The organism is Bacteroides sp. NSJ-39 (assembly GCF_014287315.1).
Taxonomy (GTDB): domain Bacteria; phylum Bacteroidota; class Bacteroidia; order Bacteroidales; family Bacteroidaceae; genus Bacteroides; species Bacteroides finegoldii.
This window is the reverse complement of the sequence record NZ_JACOOB010000001.1, coordinates 404,406-423,522: the sequence shown is the minus strand read 5'-3', so window position 1 is coordinate 423,522 and position 19,117 is coordinate 404,406. Positions and strand designations below refer to the sequence as shown.

General features: G+C 42.2%; 9 protein-coding genes and 1 pseudogene. All 10 read left to right on the top strand.

Annotation, left to right across the window (positions count from 1 at the left end):
• Window positions 1-4 precede the first annotated feature (4 nt).
• The 10 genes and pseudogenes from H8S63_RS01880 to H8S63_RS01835 all read left to right on the top strand — a co-directional run bounded on the left by H8S63_RS01880 (window position 5) and on the right by H8S63_RS01835 (window position 18,967).
• Window positions 5-2,269 carry a GH92 family glycosyl hydrolase gene (locus H8S63_RS01880; RefSeq protein ID WP_186925563.1) on the top strand — a complete coding sequence of 755 codons (2,265 nt, stop codon included), beginning with the start codon at window positions 5-7 and terminating at the stop codon, window positions 2,267-2,269.
• A 195-nt stretch (window positions 2,270-2,464) separates the two neighbouring features.
• The gene (locus H8S63_RS01875) at window positions 2,465-3,355 is read left to right on the top strand and encodes a sugar phosphate isomerase/epimerase (RefSeq protein ID WP_186925562.1); all 891 of its coding nucleotides are present in this window, start codon (window positions 2,465-2,467) and stop codon (window positions 3,353-3,355) included.
• 136 nt (window positions 3,356-3,491) lie between these two features.
• Window positions 3,492-4,910, top strand: a complete 1,419-nt coding sequence (locus H8S63_RS01870) for a DUF4992 family lipoprotein (protein ID WP_186925561.1) — start codon at window positions 3,492-3,494, stop codon at window positions 4,908-4,910.
• 24 nt (window positions 4,911-4,934) lie between these two features.
• Window positions 4,935-8,258: a TonB-dependent receptor gene (locus tag H8S63_RS01865; RefSeq protein ID WP_186925560.1), complete on the top strand. Its 3,324-nt coding sequence runs from the start codon at window positions 4,935-4,937 to the stop codon at window positions 8,256-8,258.
• A gap of 29 nt (window positions 8,259-8,287) precedes the next feature.
• The gene (locus H8S63_RS01860; protein ID WP_186925559.1) at window positions 8,288-10,477 is read left to right on the top strand and encodes a RagB/SusD family nutrient uptake outer membrane protein; all 2,190 of its coding nucleotides are present in this window, start codon (window positions 8,288-8,290) and stop codon (window positions 10,475-10,477) included.
• 198 nt (window positions 10,478-10,675) lie between these two features.
• A pseudogene (locus tag H8S63_RS01855) lies at window positions 10,676-11,922 on the top strand (AAA family ATPase); the annotation flags it as partial.
• A 108-nt stretch (window positions 11,923-12,030) separates the two neighbouring features.
• Window positions 12,031-13,770 carry a polysaccharide lyase gene (locus tag H8S63_RS01850; protein WP_186925558.1) on the top strand — a complete coding sequence of 580 codons (1,740 nt, stop codon included), beginning with the start codon at window positions 12,031-12,033 and terminating at the stop codon, window positions 13,768-13,770.
• Window positions 13,771-13,832: 62 nt separating this feature from the next.
• Window positions 13,833-14,501 carry a DUF3826 domain-containing protein gene (locus tag H8S63_RS01845; protein WP_055279091.1) on the top strand — a complete coding sequence of 223 codons (669 nt, stop codon included), beginning with the start codon at window positions 13,833-13,835 and terminating at the stop codon, window positions 14,499-14,501.
• A 186-nt stretch (window positions 14,502-14,687) separates the two neighbouring features.
• On the top strand, window positions 14,688-15,620 hold the full coding sequence (locus H8S63_RS01840) for a glycoside hydrolase family 43 protein (RefSeq protein ID WP_186925557.1): 933 nt from the start codon (window positions 14,688-14,690) through the stop codon (window positions 15,618-15,620).
• A 26-nt stretch (window positions 15,621-15,646) separates the two neighbouring features.
• A complete protein-coding gene (locus tag H8S63_RS01835) occupies window positions 15,647-18,967 on the top strand; it encodes a glycosyl hydrolase family 65 protein (protein ID WP_186925556.1) in 3,321 nt (1,106 codons plus the stop codon).
• Window positions 18,968-19,117 lie beyond the last annotated feature (150 nt).

Sequence of the window (19,117 nt, the reverse complement as noted above, 5' to 3'; positions counted from 1 at the left end):
AGCCATGAAACGTATTCTATTAACTTACACACTTGCTTTCGCCCTTCTTCCCGTATCAGCGGGGGAGGGCGGAAGTCCCCCCGCTGATAAGAGTCTTCCGGTTGATTATGTAGATCCTTTTATCGGAACGACCAATTTCGGCACGACCAATCCCGGAGCGGTGTGTCCGAACGGAATGATGTCCGTAGTTCCTTTTAATGTGATGGGGTCTTCGGAAAACACGTATGATAAAGATGCACGATGGTGGTCTACTCCATACGAATATACCAATTGTTTCTTTACAGGATATGCTCATGTCAATCTGAGCGGAGTAGGTTGTCCGGAATTGGGGTCTTTACTTTTAATGCCCACTACCGGAGAGCTGAATGTGGATTATAAAGAATACGGAAGTAAATATAAGGATGAGCAGGCTTCACCGGGTTATTATTCCAATTATCTGACAAAATATAACGTCAAGACAGAGGTTTCCGCTACTCCACGTACAAGTATCGCCCGTTTTACTTTTCCAAAAGGTAAAAGCCATATATTGCTGAATTTAGGAGAGGGACTGACGAACGAAAGTGGCGCTATGCTCCGCCGTGTCAGTGATTGCGAGGTGGAAGGCATGAAACTGCTCGGTACGTTCTGTTATAATCCTCAAGCTGTTTTCCCTATTTACTTTGTGATGCGGGTTAAAAAGGTTCCTTCTGCAACCGGCTACTGGAAGAAGCAACGTCCGATGACGGGTGTGGAAGCCGAATGGGATGCGGATCAGGGGAAGTATAAACTCTATACCCGCTATGGAAAAGAAATAGCCGGTGATGACATCGGGACTTATTTTTCTTTTGAAACGGAAGAGGGAGAACAGGTGGAAGTGCAGATGGGAGTTTCCTTTGTGAGCATTGAAAATGCCCGGTTGAACCTGAACCGTGAGCAGGAAGGAAAGAATTTTGAGCAGATTCTTGCCGAAGCGCATGCTAAATGGAATGACGACTTGTCACGTATCACTGTAGAGGGCGGAACGGATGCGCAGAAGACTGTGTTTTATACGGCACTCTATCATCTGCTGATTCATCCTAATATCTTGCAGGATGTCAACGGAGAATATCCGGCAATGGAAAGCGATAAGATTATGACGACAAAGGGAGACCGCTATACGGTATTTTCTCTTTGGGATACGTATCGCAATGTTCACCAATTGTTGACACTGGTTTATCCGGAACGCCAGATGGAGATGGTACGCACCATGTTGGATATGTATCGTGAACATGGGTGGTTGCCGAAATGGGAATTGTATGGGAGAGAGACATTGACGATGGAAGGCGACCCAAGCATTCCGGTGATTGTAGATACATGGATGAAGGGTTTGCGCGACTTTGATGTGGAGCTGGCATACGAAGCGATGTATAAATCGGCCACACTGCCGGGAGCGGACAATCTGATGCGTCCTGACAATGACGATTATCTGTCGAAAGGATACGTGCCCCTCCGCGAACAGTATGACAATTCGGTATCTCACGCTTTGGAGTATTATATTGCAGATTTTGCACTTTCCCGTTTTGCAGAGGCTTTGGGTAAGAAAAAGGATGCGGAACTGTTCTATAAGCGGTCTTTAGGGTATAAACATTATTATAGCAAGGAGTTCGGAACGTTCCGTCCGATATTGCCTGACGGTACTTTTTATAGTCCGTTTAATCCGAGACAGGGAGAGAACTTCGAGCCGAATCCCGGTTTTCATGAAGGCAGCTCCTGGAATTATACATTTTATGTGCCGCATGATGTATATGGACTGGCAAAGTTGATGGGGGGCAAGAAACGTTTCATTGACAAGTTGCAGATGGTGTTTGATGAAGGACTTTATGATCCTGCCAACGAACCGGATATTGCATATCCTTATTTGTTCTCTTATTTTAAAGGAGAGGAATGGCGCACGCAGAAAGAAACGCAACGGTTGTTGGATAAGTATTTTACAACGAAGCCGGATGGTATCCCCGGAAATGATGATACGGGAACGATGTCTTCATGGGCTATTTTCAATATGATAGGTTTCTATCCGGATTGTCCGGGATTGCCGGAATATACATTGACGGCTCCGGTATTCGACAAGGTGACTATTCGCCTGGATCCGAAATGGTATAAAGAAAAGGAATTAGTGATTGAAAGTAATCGCGCCCAACCGGGAACTCTTTATATCAATAAGGTGTTACTGAATGGAAAGAAGTTCAATAAATATCGTATCACACATGATGAACTTGTTCATGGTCAACACATATATTTTGATTTGAAATGACGCACAGTGTTTCATAGGTATCGTTTTTGGGTTGACAGGGCTGTCGGACATTTCAGGGTCCGGCAGCCCATTTTTCTTCTCATTTTTTCTCTTCTTCTCTCTTTCCTTCTTTTATTTTCTTCTTTGTGTTATAAGCGATTACAAAATTCTCTTTCATTCGTCTAGTACATAAATCGTGTATAAAATAGAATGATAATGAAAAGGAATTTGTTGAAGTGTATCCTATGGGTATTACTGCTTGCCGGATGTTTCCCTCTATTGGCCGTTGCCGGAGCGCAACAAAAAGAACAGCGTTATAAGATTGCCGTATGCGACTGGATGATTCTGAAACGTCAGAAGATCGGCTCTTTTCAATTGGTGCATGAATTGAAAGGGGATGGTGTGGAACTGGATATGGGCGGTCTTGGCAAAAGAGAAAGATTTGATAATAAGCTCCGTGAACCTCATTTCCAGCAACTGTTTCGGGAAACTGCACAGAAATTCCAAGTAGAAGTTTCATCTATTGCCATGTCCGGATTTTATGGGCAGTCTTTTTTAGAACGGACTAATTACAAAGAATTGGTCCGGGAATGTTTGGACGCCATGCAAGTGATGGAGGCTAAGGTCGCTTTTCTTCCATTAGGAGGTATTAAGGCCGGATGGGAGAATGAACCGGAACTTAGAATGGCAGTAGTAAAACGTTTGAAAGAGGTAGGAGATATGGCAGCTTCCGAAGGTCTGGTCATCGGTATAGAAACTCAGCTTGATGCAAAAGGGGAGGTGAAACTGCTGAAAGAGATAAATTCTCCCGGTATCAAGATCTATTTCAAATTTCAGAATGCATTGGAGAATGGACGGGATTTGTGCAAAGAGCTTAAGATTCTGGGGAAAAAGAGAATTTGTCAGATTCATTGCACAGATACGGACGGAGTTACCCTGCCGTTCAACAAGCGGCTGGACATGAATAAGGTAAAAAAGACGCTCGATAAGATGGGATGGAGCGGATGGCTGGTCGTGGAACGCTCGCGAGATAAGGAGGATGTAAGGAATGTGAAGAAGAATTATGGAACGAATATCGAGTACTTAAAGAAGGTGTTTCAAGAGTGATAGGGTTGGGGAGATGTGTAGTCCTTAATTTGAATGAAAAGATTTTTTCATTTTACTCTTTTTAAGTGATTACAACTTTCTTAGTTATACGTCTTAATATTGAATATATTATATATTAATTTAAATATTTTACGTGATGAAAAACAATTTAAAATTCTTGCGTAGGAAGAGTATAGGCATGGCTTTAATTGGGGTGCTGACTTTTTTTACAGCTTGTGACAAAGGGATTGATGCCGATGAAGTTTTTGTCCCGAATGTAACAAACTCGACTTTGGAGTCACCTAAGGCTGATGATGTTACGATAACACTATCTCCGGATGGGACTAAACTAGTAGTAGCATGGCCGGTAGTAGACGGTGCCGGTGGCTATGAATTTACACTTTACAATGTGGATAATAATGAAAATCCGATTGTGGTAGGTATTGAAAAGGAAATAGTAGATGGTTGCAGTGTGAGCAGAATAGTAGAGTCGGATACTCAATATAAGGCTGTGATTCGTACTTTAGGCAATGCCAAATATAACAATAAAGAGGCTGAAGTTGCATCTGAAGTACCTTACTCCACTTTAGCACTTTCTGATGCCACTATAGAGAGCGGTAGCATTAACGAATGGTTGAAAGCCAATCCTATTCCTGAGGATAAGATCGGTCAGGAGTATACTATCGACCTCGTGGGCGGACAGGAATATACACTGGACGATGTTATTGATTTTGCTGATCAGCAGGTTACTATTCGTGGTAGCAAAGTGAATCATGCCAAAATTAAGATGACCGGCAATGCGTCGTTTCTTACGAACAATGGTTTCAAACTGAAGTTTGCAGATATTGATTGTGAGAATTTAGAGAGTGAGACGTTGTTGGGCACCAGCACTACTCCTGATGAAGGATCGCAGGTGGCGACAGGAGAATATGTTGTAAGCAATCCTATTATGCTGCAAGGATGCAATGTGACCGGTTTGAATCGTTATTTGTTTTATGATATGAATAAGGTAAAGTATTGTATCGATTATTTGGGTTTCAGTGATTGTAATATTCAGGTGCAGCAAAATGATATATTGGTACGTGCAGCTAAGAGCTCTATTATCCGTATGGATATAGTAAAATCTACCTTGTGGAGTACACAGCAAGCCGGTAAGCATTTTATGCAAATCAGCGGTCAACGTCCAAATAAAATATCCGGTCGCACGGGTGCCGAGTTTAATTTCCTCAATACTACATTCTATAATATAGCTTACAGTAAGGATTTTGTTAATTGGAATTATTATCGCGGACAATCTTGCGTATTTTTGAATTTCCAGAATACCCTTTTTGTAGATTGCGGTAATAATGATATTACTAACAAGATGCAGGGTAATGCTAACATGAAGCATGATTACAAGAATAATGCTTATTGGTATAATAATGCGGAAGGTAAGGATAAATACGATACTACAGCTACCTTTAGCGATCCTCAGATGAAAAATCCGAAGAAAGGCGACTTTACTTTGAGTAGTACTGAACACATAGCCAAGCGAATTGGTGATCCCCGTTGGCTTCCTGAAGAAATAGTAGAATAATGACTCATATTAGAATTTATACTAATGAATAAAAAACAATTTATAAAAAGACTGTGTTTGGGCGCAATGCTTTCGATAGCTACGTTTACAGTTTTTGCGCAGGAGCGTGTGGTAAAAGGACAAGTAGTCGATGAAACCGGTGAGCCGGTAATGGGTGCCACAGTTGTGGTGGAAGGTTCGACTAGCAATGGTGTGATTACCGATATTGATGGAAACTATACTATTACGATATCGGGTAAAAAGAATCTGGTGATTTCATTCATCGGATATACTACGCAGGTTATCAGTGATTTGAACCAAAAGAAAATAGTGCTGAAAGAGGATGCCCAACAGCTCGACGAGGTGGTAGTAGTAGGGTATGGTGTGCAGAAGAAAGCTCATCTGACAGGTGCTATTGCTACTGTGACTATGGATGATATTCAGGATTTGTCGGACTCGGGGCTGGCTTCTTCACTGAGCGGTATGGTTAATGGTATGAGCGTGAGTGGCGGACAAAGCCGTCCGGGCGAGAATGCTAAAATCTATATACGTGATACAAACTCATTTGGTGAAGTGGGTAGCACGGCGCAAGAGCCTTTGTATGTAATAGACGGTTACATCTATCCCGATGATATCAAGGTAGGTAACACACGTGAAAATCTAGGTGCGCAAGCATTCAATAATCTCGATCCTTCGGTTATTGAAAGTATCTCTGTATTGAAAGATGCGGCAGCTGCTGTTTATGGTGCGCGTGCGGCTAATGGTGTAATTTTAGTAACTACTAAAAAGGGTAAAGCCGGTGCTCCTCAAATTTCTTATAGTGGCAGCTTTGGATTTACCGATGAACTTTCGCGTCCTAAGATGTTGAGCGCCTATGATTACGGACGACTTTATAACACTTGGGCAGCCGGTGATCCTGCCAATACTTCGCTTAACCTGAAGACTGATCTCTATCAAGCAGATGAACTGGAAGCTATGAAAGGGCTGAATTTCGACTTGCTCGACAAATATTGGAAGACCGGTTTCACTCAGAAACATAGCGTTAATATCAGTGGCGGTTCAGAAAAAGCCAATTACTTTGCCGGTGTTTCGTATTTTGACCAAGACGGTAACTTAGGTGACCTCGAGTACAATCGTTGGAACTATCGTGCCGGTGTAGATGTAAAGATTAGCAAGTGGGTGAAAGCGAATCTTACTGTATCGGGTGATTATGGCAAGAAGAACAAACCGAATGTAAAAGTGGGCGGTTCGAGCGATGAAAAAGACTACAACCTGTTACTCACTCGTCCGACTTATATTCCCGAAACCGTGAACGGACTGCCTATCTCGGCTTTGGGTATCACCAACTCCGTACAAAATGATGACCAGACTTATTCTTTCTCAGTGCTTCAGAACAACGGTGACTATAATCGTAGCATGAATTCGAATATGACTGTTAACGGTAGTTTGAGCTTAGATATGGGATTTGTAAAAGTCTTGAAAGGCTTGGAACTGAAATTTAATTATGGCAAGAGTATCAGTACTGATAAGAATAATCAATACGGATCCAGCTATTCTATCTATCGCATGGTCAATCGTACCGGTAGCGGTAACCACCTCTATACTCCTGTGGATGGTCAGGATTATAATGACTTTTTGGCGGAAGATAATTTTATTCTCTCTACAATTGCTAATGGAAGCCCTTCTTACTTGCAACGTAGCACTACTCGTTCGGACAGTTATCAGATGAACTTTACCATGAACTACTCTCGCTCTTTCGGTGAGCATACCGTAGGTGGCTTATTCTCTATCGAACGTTCGGAGGCTGAAAGTGAATATCTTATGGGAAAGGTGAATGAGCCTTATGAATTTACTACCGGACAGTCCAATTCGGCTACCGGTGACAAAAATACTGTATTCTCCCGTTCTGAGTCTGGCTCCTTGTCATACATCGGTCGTGTGAACTATGCTTATCAGGATAAGTATTTGGCGGAGGTACTGTTCCGTAGTGACTCTTCTACCAAGTTCGCTCCTGAAAACTATTGGGGATTTTTCCCTTCCATATCCTTGGGTTGGATTGTGTCACAAGAGAAATTCATGCGCCTAAAGTGGGTAGAATATCTGAAAATTCGCGGTTCATTCGGTTTGACCGGTCGTGACAATACCGCTCCTTGGCAGTGGATGCAGATTTACTCTACCGAGTCGGGCAAGGGTCCTGTATTTGGTACTACCGGTAATATTAATGCTTCGAAGCCCATCTCTATTAACAAATATAATTCAGCGGTAAACCGTGATGTGCATTGGGACAAGTCGTATAAAGCAAATTTTGGTATTGATTTTACTACACTTAACAGCCGATTGGCTTTCAATGTAGACGCTTATTATACTTGGAATAGAGAAATGTTGATGAATATCGAACAGACTGTTCCTACTACTGTCGGTACACAATCGGCCGCTGTCAATCTGGGTGAGATGGACAACTATGGTATTGAAATCTCGGCAACCTGGCGCGACCGCATCGGCAAGGATTTCAAATATAAAATCGGTATCAATACCGGTTATAGCGATAACAAAGTACTGATGATGGACTTTGAAGAAGAATATCTATATCGTCAAATCACTAAGGGAGACCGTTCCGACATCGGTACTTGGGGAATGCAATGTATGGGTATGTTCCGTAGCTTCCAAGATATCGAAGAATACTTCAATACATATCATATTACCGATTATATGGGGTTGACTAAAGACGAAGTTCGTCCGGGTATGTTGATTTATAAAGATGTGCGTGGAGCACAGCAGCCTGATGGTACTTATGCAGCTCCTGATGGTATAGTAGATAAAGATAATGACCAAGTGCATCTCTCTAACCGTAGCAATCCTTGGGGATTCACTACCAACCTTAGTGCTGAATGGAAAGGGATCTCAATTGCAGCTCAGCTTAGTGCTAGTTGGGGAGGCTATAGTATCATTCCCGGTCAGGCATTGAAACCCGGCAAAAGTATCGAGTACACCAATATGCCTTCGTTCTGGAAGCCCGACAATGTATATGTGTACAATGATATTTATGATGCTTCCGGCAATTTGCTAATGCCTCAAAACAGAGAAGGCTCACTACCTAACTTGAAATATTCAGATATAAATGCTGTCACTTCTTCTTTTTGGAGAGTCAATGGCACACGTGTAAGTTTGAATCGTATCACTTTGGCTTATGCATTGCCCAAGCATTGGATAAAGAAGGTCGGTTTGAGTAGCTGCCGTTTCAATATCACAGGTCAGAACTTGCTGAGTCTTTACAATCCTTATCCAGACCACTTTATGGATCCTCAATGTAGCTACGGTTCATATCCTCGACTGAGAAAGTTCACTATTGGTGTGAATGTAGGTTTCTAAGTTTTATAATGCTAAATGAAAAGAAAAGAATGAAAAGAATAATATTTAGCGCTGCATTAATGGCAGCATTAGGTCTCTCTTCTTGCAGCGACCAGTTCCTGGAGGATAAGCAGAATTTTGATAATGTAACTAGTGAAGTATACAACGACTATGCAGGTGCTAGTGGCCGTGTACTCGACCTTTATTGGTGGATTTTACCTGATCCCAATTCGGATGCAAATTGGAAGTACCCGTGTACCGGTAAAGCTGATGGGATTTCTAAATCAACCGAAGAGTATAGTGGATTTGGCTTGTTTGTAAATCCACAGGCTGAACTTACGGTTTTGGGTAGTAACAAAGTACCCGATTATTTTCATAATCAGAGTAACAACATCCGTGAGTCGGTATGGGGGCGAATCCGCAATTGCAATGATGTGATTGCCGGTATCAGTGGCAGCAGCCTTACCGAAGAACAAAAAAACGAACTGTTAGGTCAGGCGTATTTCCTGCGTGCATGGTGCTATTATAGTATGGTGAAGTGGTATGGTGGTGTGCCTATAGTCACTAAGGTACAAGATCCTGTTGAAAGTTCTTTCGTTCCTCGCTCTACAACGAAGGCATGCATTGAATTTATTTGCAACGATTTAGATATCGCTGCCGATATGTTACGTGCAAAGACCACCAATGGTGGATGGAATGGCGACAACTACGGTCGTGTTACTACTGCTTCGGCTATGGCGTTAAAGGGGCGTGTGTTACTGTTGTGGGCAAGTCCGCTTTTCAATCGTGCCAACGATGAGAGTCGTTGGGCTGCTGCTTACGAATATATCAAAGAATCTATCAAAGATATCAATGCTTGCGGTAACCATCTTTATACTACAGGCAATAATATCAATGGTTCGGACTTTGCCAAGATGTTTACTGTTATTCAGAATCCGGAGATGGTATTTGGCACCTTGCACAATATGAAGCAAGACGATGATACAAAGAAGAATAATAACTGGGAACGTTTCATCCGACCGAAGAATACCACAGGACAGGGCTTAGAGGCATCGGCTATGTTTGTAGATATGTTCCCCATGAAGGATGGTAAACGTCCGCGCGGTTTGAATACCTATAAAAAGCTGAATGAGAGCGAAGACGAGGCGAATATAAAAGACTATCCTTTCATGAATCGTGATCCGCGTTTTTACCGTACCTTTGCCATGCCTGGTTTCCGTTGGGCTTACACAGGCGATCCTGTTCCGGCGGATGCGTTCAACCCTAGCTATAACAGTGGTAAGGATTATGTATTGTGGAACTATGTGTGGTATGCCGATCCGGAAGATGTGAATGATCCGGAAAGTGGTAACGCTTATGGCGCTGATAATCTGTTGAAAAATAGAAAGGGTGTATATGTACGAAAACGTAGTAACGATGGTGACATTTCTGAGCCCCTTTATTCATTTAATGCTACTTATGATAATGGTGGCTTTGCATATTCTGCAGCTCCTTGGATGGAAATTCGTTATGCGGAAGTATTGCTCAACTACGCCGAAGCCGCTTGCGGTGCAGGGCACATGGGTGAAGCGGTAGAGCAACTGAAACTGATTCGTCAGCGTGTCGGTTACTCAGGCGATTGTGGCTTGCAGGAAAACCTTTCTACCGATCAGGCTGCTTGTATGTCCGCCGTACTCTATGAACGTCAGATTGAGCTGGCTTACGAAGGCAAACGTTTTGATGATCTTCGTCGTTGGATGCTTTTTGATGGTGGTACGGATAAAGTAGATGGTGCGCCGGCATCATGGACGCTTACCGGTTGGGGTGGTAACACTTGCACATGGCTCGGTTTTACCGAACTCAATAAAAATCAGCGTCGTGATAATATGGAGTTCCGTCTTAATGATACTAAGTATGGTGTAGGTGGTACTACCGGTGATACAGATAGTGATCCCTTGTTGAAAGCAGGTGTAGAACGTCCGAAAGGTATCGACTTCCGTAAAGAAATCAGCGATGAAGAAGGAAACCAATTAACTCAGCTTCAAGAATTTTACAACGAACATTTTGTTCGTAAGGAGAAGAAAGGTGACGCTTATGCAACAAACAAAGACCCCTTATATATAAAGTTCTTGCCTCGCTACTACTTTCTCGGTTTCAGTCAAAGTGCTTTAAATAATTGTAAAGGTATTGAGCAATGTATTGGTTGGGAAGATTCGAACAACGGAGGTAGTAACGGAACATTTGATCCGTTAGCCGAGTAATAGTTTCTCTACTTCTTTTTTGAAGTGGCATAAATGAGAAAGTCACCACTTCCTAAGTCTTTCTTTTGAAAGATGATAGGAAATGGTGACTTTCTCATTTACGTACCAAATAAAACAAAACCATATGAAAATGCTAGAATCAGTAGTAACTGATAAAAACTATTTGATTAATTACAAACAAGAATATACAGGAATGAGATGGAGGAGATTGTTAGGCGTTATCCGATAGGTGTACTGAATTTTGAAGATTTACGTAATACAAATTATGTCTATGTAGATAAGACTGATTTAGTTTACAAATTGGTACATTCTAAATAAAGTATATTTTCTTAGCCGCCCCCGACGTTTCGGCAAGAGTTTGCTTGTGTCCACATTAGAAGCTTATTTCAATGGGGAAAAAGAACTGTTCAATGGTTTGGCAATGGAACGTCTAGAAAAGGAATGGAATGTTTATCCGGTGTTACACATGGATTTCAGCATCAGCAAATTCAGCCAAATGAGCATATTCAGTGAGTTAAATAATTTACAGAATATCAGTTTGCGGGATGAATATAGTGCTATATGCGGAATTACCGAGAAAGAATTACGTAGCGAATTGAAAACGGATATTGAGATTATTACCCAAGCAAATGAAGAAACGTATGAAGAGGCTTGTGCTCATTTGATATTACAGTATGACGGTTATCATTTTAGTAAAAGATGTGAGGATATTTACAATCCGTTTAGTTTGTTCAATGCTTTTGTCGGCAAAAATTATGAAAACTTCTGGTTCTCTACAGGTACACCCACCTTTTTGATAGAACTATTAAAACAAAGTCAATTTGATATTCGTGAATTGGATAATACGACAGCAACTGCGGAACAGTTCGATGCACCTACCAACGTTATTACTGACCCCATTCCCGTACTCTATCAAAGTGCTTATTTGACTATCAAAGGATATGATCCTGATTTTGAACTTTATACACTTGCATACCCTAATAAAGAAGTTCGTAAAGGCTTTATCGAATCGCTTATGCCAGCTTATGTACATTTGCCAGCCCGTGAGAATACTTTTTATGTGGTGTCTTTTATCAAAGACCTGCGTGTCGGGAATATAGGTAGCTGTTTGGAACGTATGAGAAGTTTCTTTGCTTCTATACCCAATCAGAACAATAAGGAGGAAAAACATTATCAGACTATTTTCTATTTGTTGTTCCGTTTAATGGGGCAGAATGTGGATGTGGAAGTGAATACTGCTATAGGACGGGCGGATGCGGTTGTAAAGATGCAGAATGCCATTTTATGTTTTCGAATTTAAAGTGGACGATACGCCGGATGATGTTTTTGCACAGATAAGCAGTAAGGGATATAGTATTTCATATCAGGCAGATCATCGGGCGGTTGTTAATATTGGTGTAAATTTCGATAGCACTACACGGACCATTGGAGGTTGGAAAATAGTTTCTGCCCCCACATCTAATAAAAAATCACCATTACTGATTACAAATCTTTTTCTTTTTCGTCTTATTATTGTATTTTTGAATTAACAACTTCACAAAACCCAATAAAAAATGAAGAAGAAATATGTACTTTTAGCAGCTTTTGCTGCGGCAATGTTGACTCCGAGCGTTGTATGGGCACAATACCCACAGATAACAGACGAAGCCAAAGAAAATTATAAAAAGATGATGACTGAAGAACGGAAGCGTTCTGATGAAGCATGGGCAAAAGCGTTGCCAATCGTTCTGAAAGAAGCCAAAGAAGGTCGTCCGTATATACCTTGGGCCGGTCGTCCGTATGATTTGCCCCAAGCTGATATTCCTGCATTTCCTGGTGCAGAAGGTGGTGGAATGTATAGCTTCGGTGGCCGTGGAGGTAAAGTGATTACCGTTACCAATCTGAATGACCGTGGTCCCGGTTCTTTCCGTGAGGCTTGTGAAACAGGAGGTGCACGCATTATCGTATTTAATGTTGCAGGTATCATTCGTTTGGAATCTCCGATCATTGTACGCGCTCCTTATGTAACTATCGCCGGACAGACAGCTCCGGGAGATGGTGTCTGCATTGCCGGAGAATCATTCTGGGTAGATACGCATGATGTGGTTGTACGTCATATGCGTTTCCGTCGCGGTGAGACAAAGGTCTGGCATCGTGATGACTCTTTTGGAGGAAATCCGGTAGGAAATATTATGATTGACCACTGTTCATGTACTTGGGGGTTGGATGAAAATATATCTTTCTATCGTCATATGTATGATCCGAGCGAAGGACAGTATGAAAGCAAAGATTTGAAACTCCCTACTGTAAATGTAACTATTCAGAATACTATTTCCGCAAAAGCACTGGATACTTATAACCATGCATTCGGAAGTACGTTGGGAGGAGAAAACTGTGCGTTTGCCCGTAATCTGTGGGCTAGCAACTCAGGCCGTAACCCTTCTATCGGTTGGAACGGTATATTCAATTTCGTTAATAATATAGTGTTCAACTGGGTACACCGTTCTTCCGATGGAGGTGATTATACAGCGATGTTCAATATGATTAATAACTACTACAAGCCGGGACCTGCCACACCTAAAGATTCCAATGTAGGACACCGTATCTTAAAACCGGAAGCCGGACGTAGCAAGCTGGATCATAAAGTATACGGACGGGTATACGCCGACGGAAATATCATGGAAGGTTATCCCGAGATTACAAAAGATAACTGGAACGGCGGTATTCAGATTGAGACTCAGCCGAATACCGACGGATATACAGAGTATATGAGAAGCTACCAACCGTTCGAAATGCCATATATTAATATTATGAGTGCAAAGGACGCATACGATTATGTATTGAAACATGTAGGTGCAAATATCCCTTGCCGTGACATTGTAGACGAACGCGTTATCGAAGAAGTAAGAACCGGTATTCCTTATTACGAAAAGAAACTTCCGAAAGATGCATACGGTGATTTGACAGGATTGGCTCCAAAGTCAATGGGTGAAGACGGACAGTTTAAATATCGCCGTCTGCCGAAAGATTCATACAAACAAGGAATCATCACAGATATTCGCCAGATGGGCGGTTATCCCGAATACAAAGGTACTCCATACGTAGATACAGATGGCGACGGTATGCCGGATGAGTGGGAAAAAGCGAATGGATTGAATCCGAACGATCCGAGTGACGCCAATAAGGACTGTACCGGTGACGGATACACTAATATCGAAAAGTATATCAATGGTATCAGCACTAAGTACAAAGTAGATTGGAGAGACTTGAAAAACAACTATGATACTTTGGAGGAAAAAGGGAAGTTAATGTAAATGATGAAGTTAACGTAAACTAAGGTGCTGAAATGTCATTATTATACTAAAAAATAATATCAATGAAAAAGATACTGATAATTTCTCTGTTACTGCTCTCTACTTGGATGTCCGCCGGAGCAGTTGACCTGAACAAAGAGAACCGTGATCCGAAATATGTGGAGTCTATTGTCAACCGTTCTCAGAAGATTGTAGATAAGTTGGGACTCACAGATAAACAGGTTGCTGAGGATGTCCGGAATATCATTGCCAACCGTTATTTCGAATTGAATGATATTTATGAGATACGCGATGCGAAAGTCAAGAAGGTAAAAGAATCCGGATTGACGGGTGAGGCTAAGAATGAAGCATTGAAAGCAGCCGAGAATGAAAAAGATGCGGCTTTATACCGTTCCCATTTCGCATTTCCCGCCAATTTATCTCTTTTCCTTGACGAGAAGCAGATAGAAGCGGTGAAGGACGGAATGACTTACGGGGTTGTGAAGGTGACCTACGATTCTCACCTCGACATGATTCCGACACTTAAAGAAGAAGAAAAAGCGCAAATATACGCTTGGTTGGTGGAAGCTCGTGAATTTGCTTTGGACGCTGAAAATTCAAATAAAAAACACGCTGCTTTTGGAAAATATAAAGGACGTATCAATAATTATCTGGCTAAACGCGGGTATGACTTGAAAAAAGAACGTGAAGAATGGTACAAACGTGTGAAAGCACGTGGAGGATCCTTATAAGATTCTCTTCCCATAATAAAAATGGTTAGTTTGTTTGATGACGGAAAGGGTGGCTCGGAGAGTCGCCCTTTTATCGTATATAAAATTCAATCGGAAGATGAAGATTCTTCGTTTATATTTGAGTACAAATTAGTCCTTTTATCGTCTCCTTTGTATAAAGGATACAATTTATAGATTATAATAGCAATGAAAAGGTTAAAAGATACATTAGCGGCAATAGGTATTTTATTTTTTGTTTCTTGCGGAGGAAGCAAGGACTATTATATGTTTACTTCGTTTCATGAACCTGCTGATGAGGGCTTAAGATATTTATATAGTGAAGACGGAATGCATTGGGACAGTATTCCCGGTGTCTGGCTGAAGCCCGGATTAGGACAACATCAACTGTTGCGGGACCCTTCGATGGTACGTACTCCCGACGGAACTTTTCATCTGGTCTGGACGACAAGCTGGAAAGGCGATCTAGGGTTCGGCTATGCAAACTCCAAAGACCTGATTCATTGGTCAAAGCAACAGATGATACCTGTCATGACAGAAGAACCGACCACGGTCAATGTATGGGCTCCGGAGATTTTCTATGATGAAGATAGTGAACAGTTCATGGTAGTATGGGCTTCCTGCATTCCCGGCCGTTTTGAGAGAGGAATAGAAGAGGAAAACAATAATCATCGTTTGTATTATATCACTACGAAAGACTTTAAGACTATTTCTAAAGCGAAAGTCTTGTATGATCCGGGATTCAGTTCGATTGATGCAGTCCTTGTAAAACGGGATAAGAACGACTATGTGATGGTACTTAAGGATAATACCCGCCCGGAACGCAATCTGAAAATCGCTTTTGCCGATTCCCTGACAGGACCTTACTCACCTGCGTCGCAACCATTTACCGAATCGTTTGTAGAAGGTCCGACTGTAGAAAAGATAGGAGAGGAGTATCTTGTTTACTTTGATGTCTATCAGAAAAAGATATACGGTGCTATGCGCACAAAAGATTTTATAAATTTTACCGATGTGACGAGTGAAGTAAGTGTACCTGCCGGACATAAACACGGAACAATATTCAAAGCTCCCGAATCGGTAGTAAAAGCGTTGTTGGCACATACCCGCCTTAATCACTAATCATTCACCGATAATCACTAAATAACATGAATAACTCTACAAAGATTCTCTTTGCATTGGCTGCCGGATGGTTGACATCTACGGTTGCAGCGCAAGACAGAATTCATTACACAGGAACAGAATTATCGAACCCTACTTATCACGACGGACAGTTGTCGCCGGTGGTAGGAGTGCATAATATCCAATTGGTACGCGCCAACCGGGAACATCCCGATCCGTCGAACGGCAATGGATGGACATATAACCATCAACCGATGTTGGCCTATTGGAACGGCCAGTTTTATTATCAATATCTGGCTGATCCTTCGGACGAACATGTACCGCCTTCCCAAACATTTCTGATGACATCAAAGGATGGCTATCAATGGACGAACCCGGAAATAGTATTTCCGCCTTATAAAGTTCCGGACGGATATACCAAGGAATCTCGTCCGGGTATGCAAGCCAAAGATCTGATTGCTATTATGCACCAACGTGTAGGTTTCTATGTCTCCAAGTCCGGCCGATTAATAACAATGGGAAATTACGGAGTTGCCTTAGATAAGAAAGACGATCCGAACGATGGAAACGGTATCGGTCGGGTAGTACGCGAAATAAAAAAGGACGGTTCGTTCGGTCCTATTTATTTTATTTATTACAATCACGGATTTAACGAGAAGAACACCGATTATCCGTATTTCAAGAAAAGTAAAGACCGCGAGTTTGTGAAAGCCTGCCAAGAGATTCTTGACAATCCGCTGTATATGATGCAATGGGTAGAAGAGGCAGACCGTGAAGATCCTATTATCCCCTTAAAGAAAGGATATAAGGCATTTAACTGTTACACACTTCCCGACGGAAGAATTGCCAGCCTTTGGAAGCACGCGCTCACTTCTATCAGCGAAGACGGAGGATATACTTGGGAACAACCGGTACTCCGTGCTAAGGGATTTGTCAATAGTAATGCGAAAATCTGGGGACAACGTTTGAGTGACGGCACATACGCGACGGTATATAATCCTTCGGAATTCCGTTGGCCGTTGGCTATCTCATTGAGTAAGGACGGACTGGAGTATACAACGCTGAATCTGGTGCATGGCGAAATCACGCCGATGCGTTACGGTGGTAATTATAAATCATACGGTCCTCAGTATCCTCGTGGCATACAGGAAGGGAACGGGATACCTGCAGATGGCGATTTATGGGTTTCTTATAGTGTGAACAAGGAAGATATGTGGATCTCCCGCATTCCTGTGCCGGTGGAACTCAATGCTTCTGCACATGCCAACGATGACTTTTCAAAATCGAAAGCAATATCGGAATTGACTGATTGGAATATTTACTCTCCGGTTTGGGCTCCGGTTTCCCTGGATGGACAATGGTTGAAACTGCAAGATAAAGATCCTTTTGACTATGCAAAAGTGGAACGGAAAATTCCTGCTTCTAAAGAATTGAATGTCTCCTTTGATTTGCAAGCCGGACAGAATGATAAAGGTACGCTTCAGATTGAATTTCTGGATGAGAATGGAATTGCCTGCTCCCGTTTGGAACTGACACAGGATGGTGTTTTTCGTGCAAAAGGTGGTTCCCGGTTTGCGAATATGATGAAGTATGAAGCAGGAAAAAACTATCATGTAGAAGCTGTCCTTTCAACGGCTGACCGTAATATTCAAGTATATGTAGATGGCAAGAGGGTAGGGCTGAGGATGTTCTATGCTCCGGTGGCAAGTATCGAAAGAATAGCTTTCCGTACAGGCATGCCACGTACATTCCCGACAGTGGATACTCCGGCCGACCAGACATACGATTTGCCCGGTGCCGGTGAACAGGAGCCGATGGCCGAATATCGTATAGCTAATGTAAAAACGTCTTCCGCAGACAAGGATGCATCTTCCGCTTTCTTGAAGTATAAGGATTTCAGCCATTATGCGGATTATTTTAATGGAATGGAAGATGAGAATATCGTTCAAGCGATTCCTAATGCAAAAGCTTCGGAGTGGATGGAAGACAACATTCCTTTGTTTGAATGCCCGCAACGTAATTTTGAAGAGATGTATTATTATCGTTGGTGGTCGTTGCGCAAGCATATCAAGGAAACTCCGGTTGGATACGGTATGACGGAATTTCTGGTTCAGCGTTCTTATTCGGATAAATATAACCTGATTGCCTGTGCAATCGGACATCATATTTACGAAAGCCGTTGGCTGCGTGATCCCAAATACCTGGATCAGATTATTCATACTTGGTATCGCGGTAATGATGGAGGACCGATGAAGAAAATGAATAAGTTCAGTTCATGGAACGCAGATGCTGTTTTGGCTCGTTACATGGTAGATGGTGATAAGGACTATCTGCTGGATATGAAGAAAGATCTGGAAACCGAATATCAGCGTTGGGAACGTACAAACCGTTTGAAGAACGGATTGTATTGGCAGGGTGACGTACAGGATGGTATGGAAGAATCAATCAGTGGCGGACGGAGGAAGAAATATGCCCGGCCGACAATCAATAGCTATATGTATGGCAATGCCAAAGCACTTTCATGTATAGGAATTCTTTCCGGTGATGAGGGGATGGCTATGAAATATGGCATGAGAGCAGATACTTTGAAAAATCTGGTAGAAAATGAATTGTGGAATACACGTCATCAGTTTTTTGAAACGATGCGTACGGACTCTTCTGCGAACGTGCGTGAAGCAATCGGATATATTCCCTGGTATTTCAACCTGCCGGATACCACCCAAAAGTATGAAATTGCCTGGAAAGAAATTATGGATGAAAAAGGCTTCTCTGCTCCTTATGGACTGACAACCGCAGAACGTCGTCATCCGGAATTCCGTACACGCGGAGTAGGCAAGTGTGAGTGGGACGGTGCTATCTGGCCGTTTGCTTCCGCACAGACATTGACAGCAATGGCTAACTTTATGAATAATTATCCGCAGACTGTATTGTCTGACAGTGTATATTTCCGTCAGATGGAATTGTATGTGGAATCACAGTATCATCGTGGTCGTCCCTATATTGGTGAATATTTGGATGAGGTGACCGGTTATTGGCTGAAAGGAGATCAGGAACGTAGCCGTTATTATAACCATTCCACTTTCAACGACCTGATAATTACAGGATTGATCGGACTTCGTCCACGTTTGGATAATACGATTGAAGTGAACCCCTTAATTCCTGCCGGCAAGTGGGAGTGGTTCTGCCTGGATAATGTATTATATCATGGCCATAATCTGACGATTCTTTGGGATAAGAATGGTGATCGTTATCATTGCGGAAAAGGATTACACATTTTTGTGGATGGTAAGGAAGTAGGACAGGCGGATACATTGACAAAAATCGTTTGTGAAAATGCACTCAAATGATAAGTTCACCACAGAGGACACGGAGGACGCAGAGTTCTTCTCTCTCTTTCCGTAAGTAAAACAGAGCGACAAATACGATTATAAATACGTGAGACTCGGTGTTACTTATAGTGAATAAAAAAGATTAAACCTCTGTGTCCTCCGTGTCCT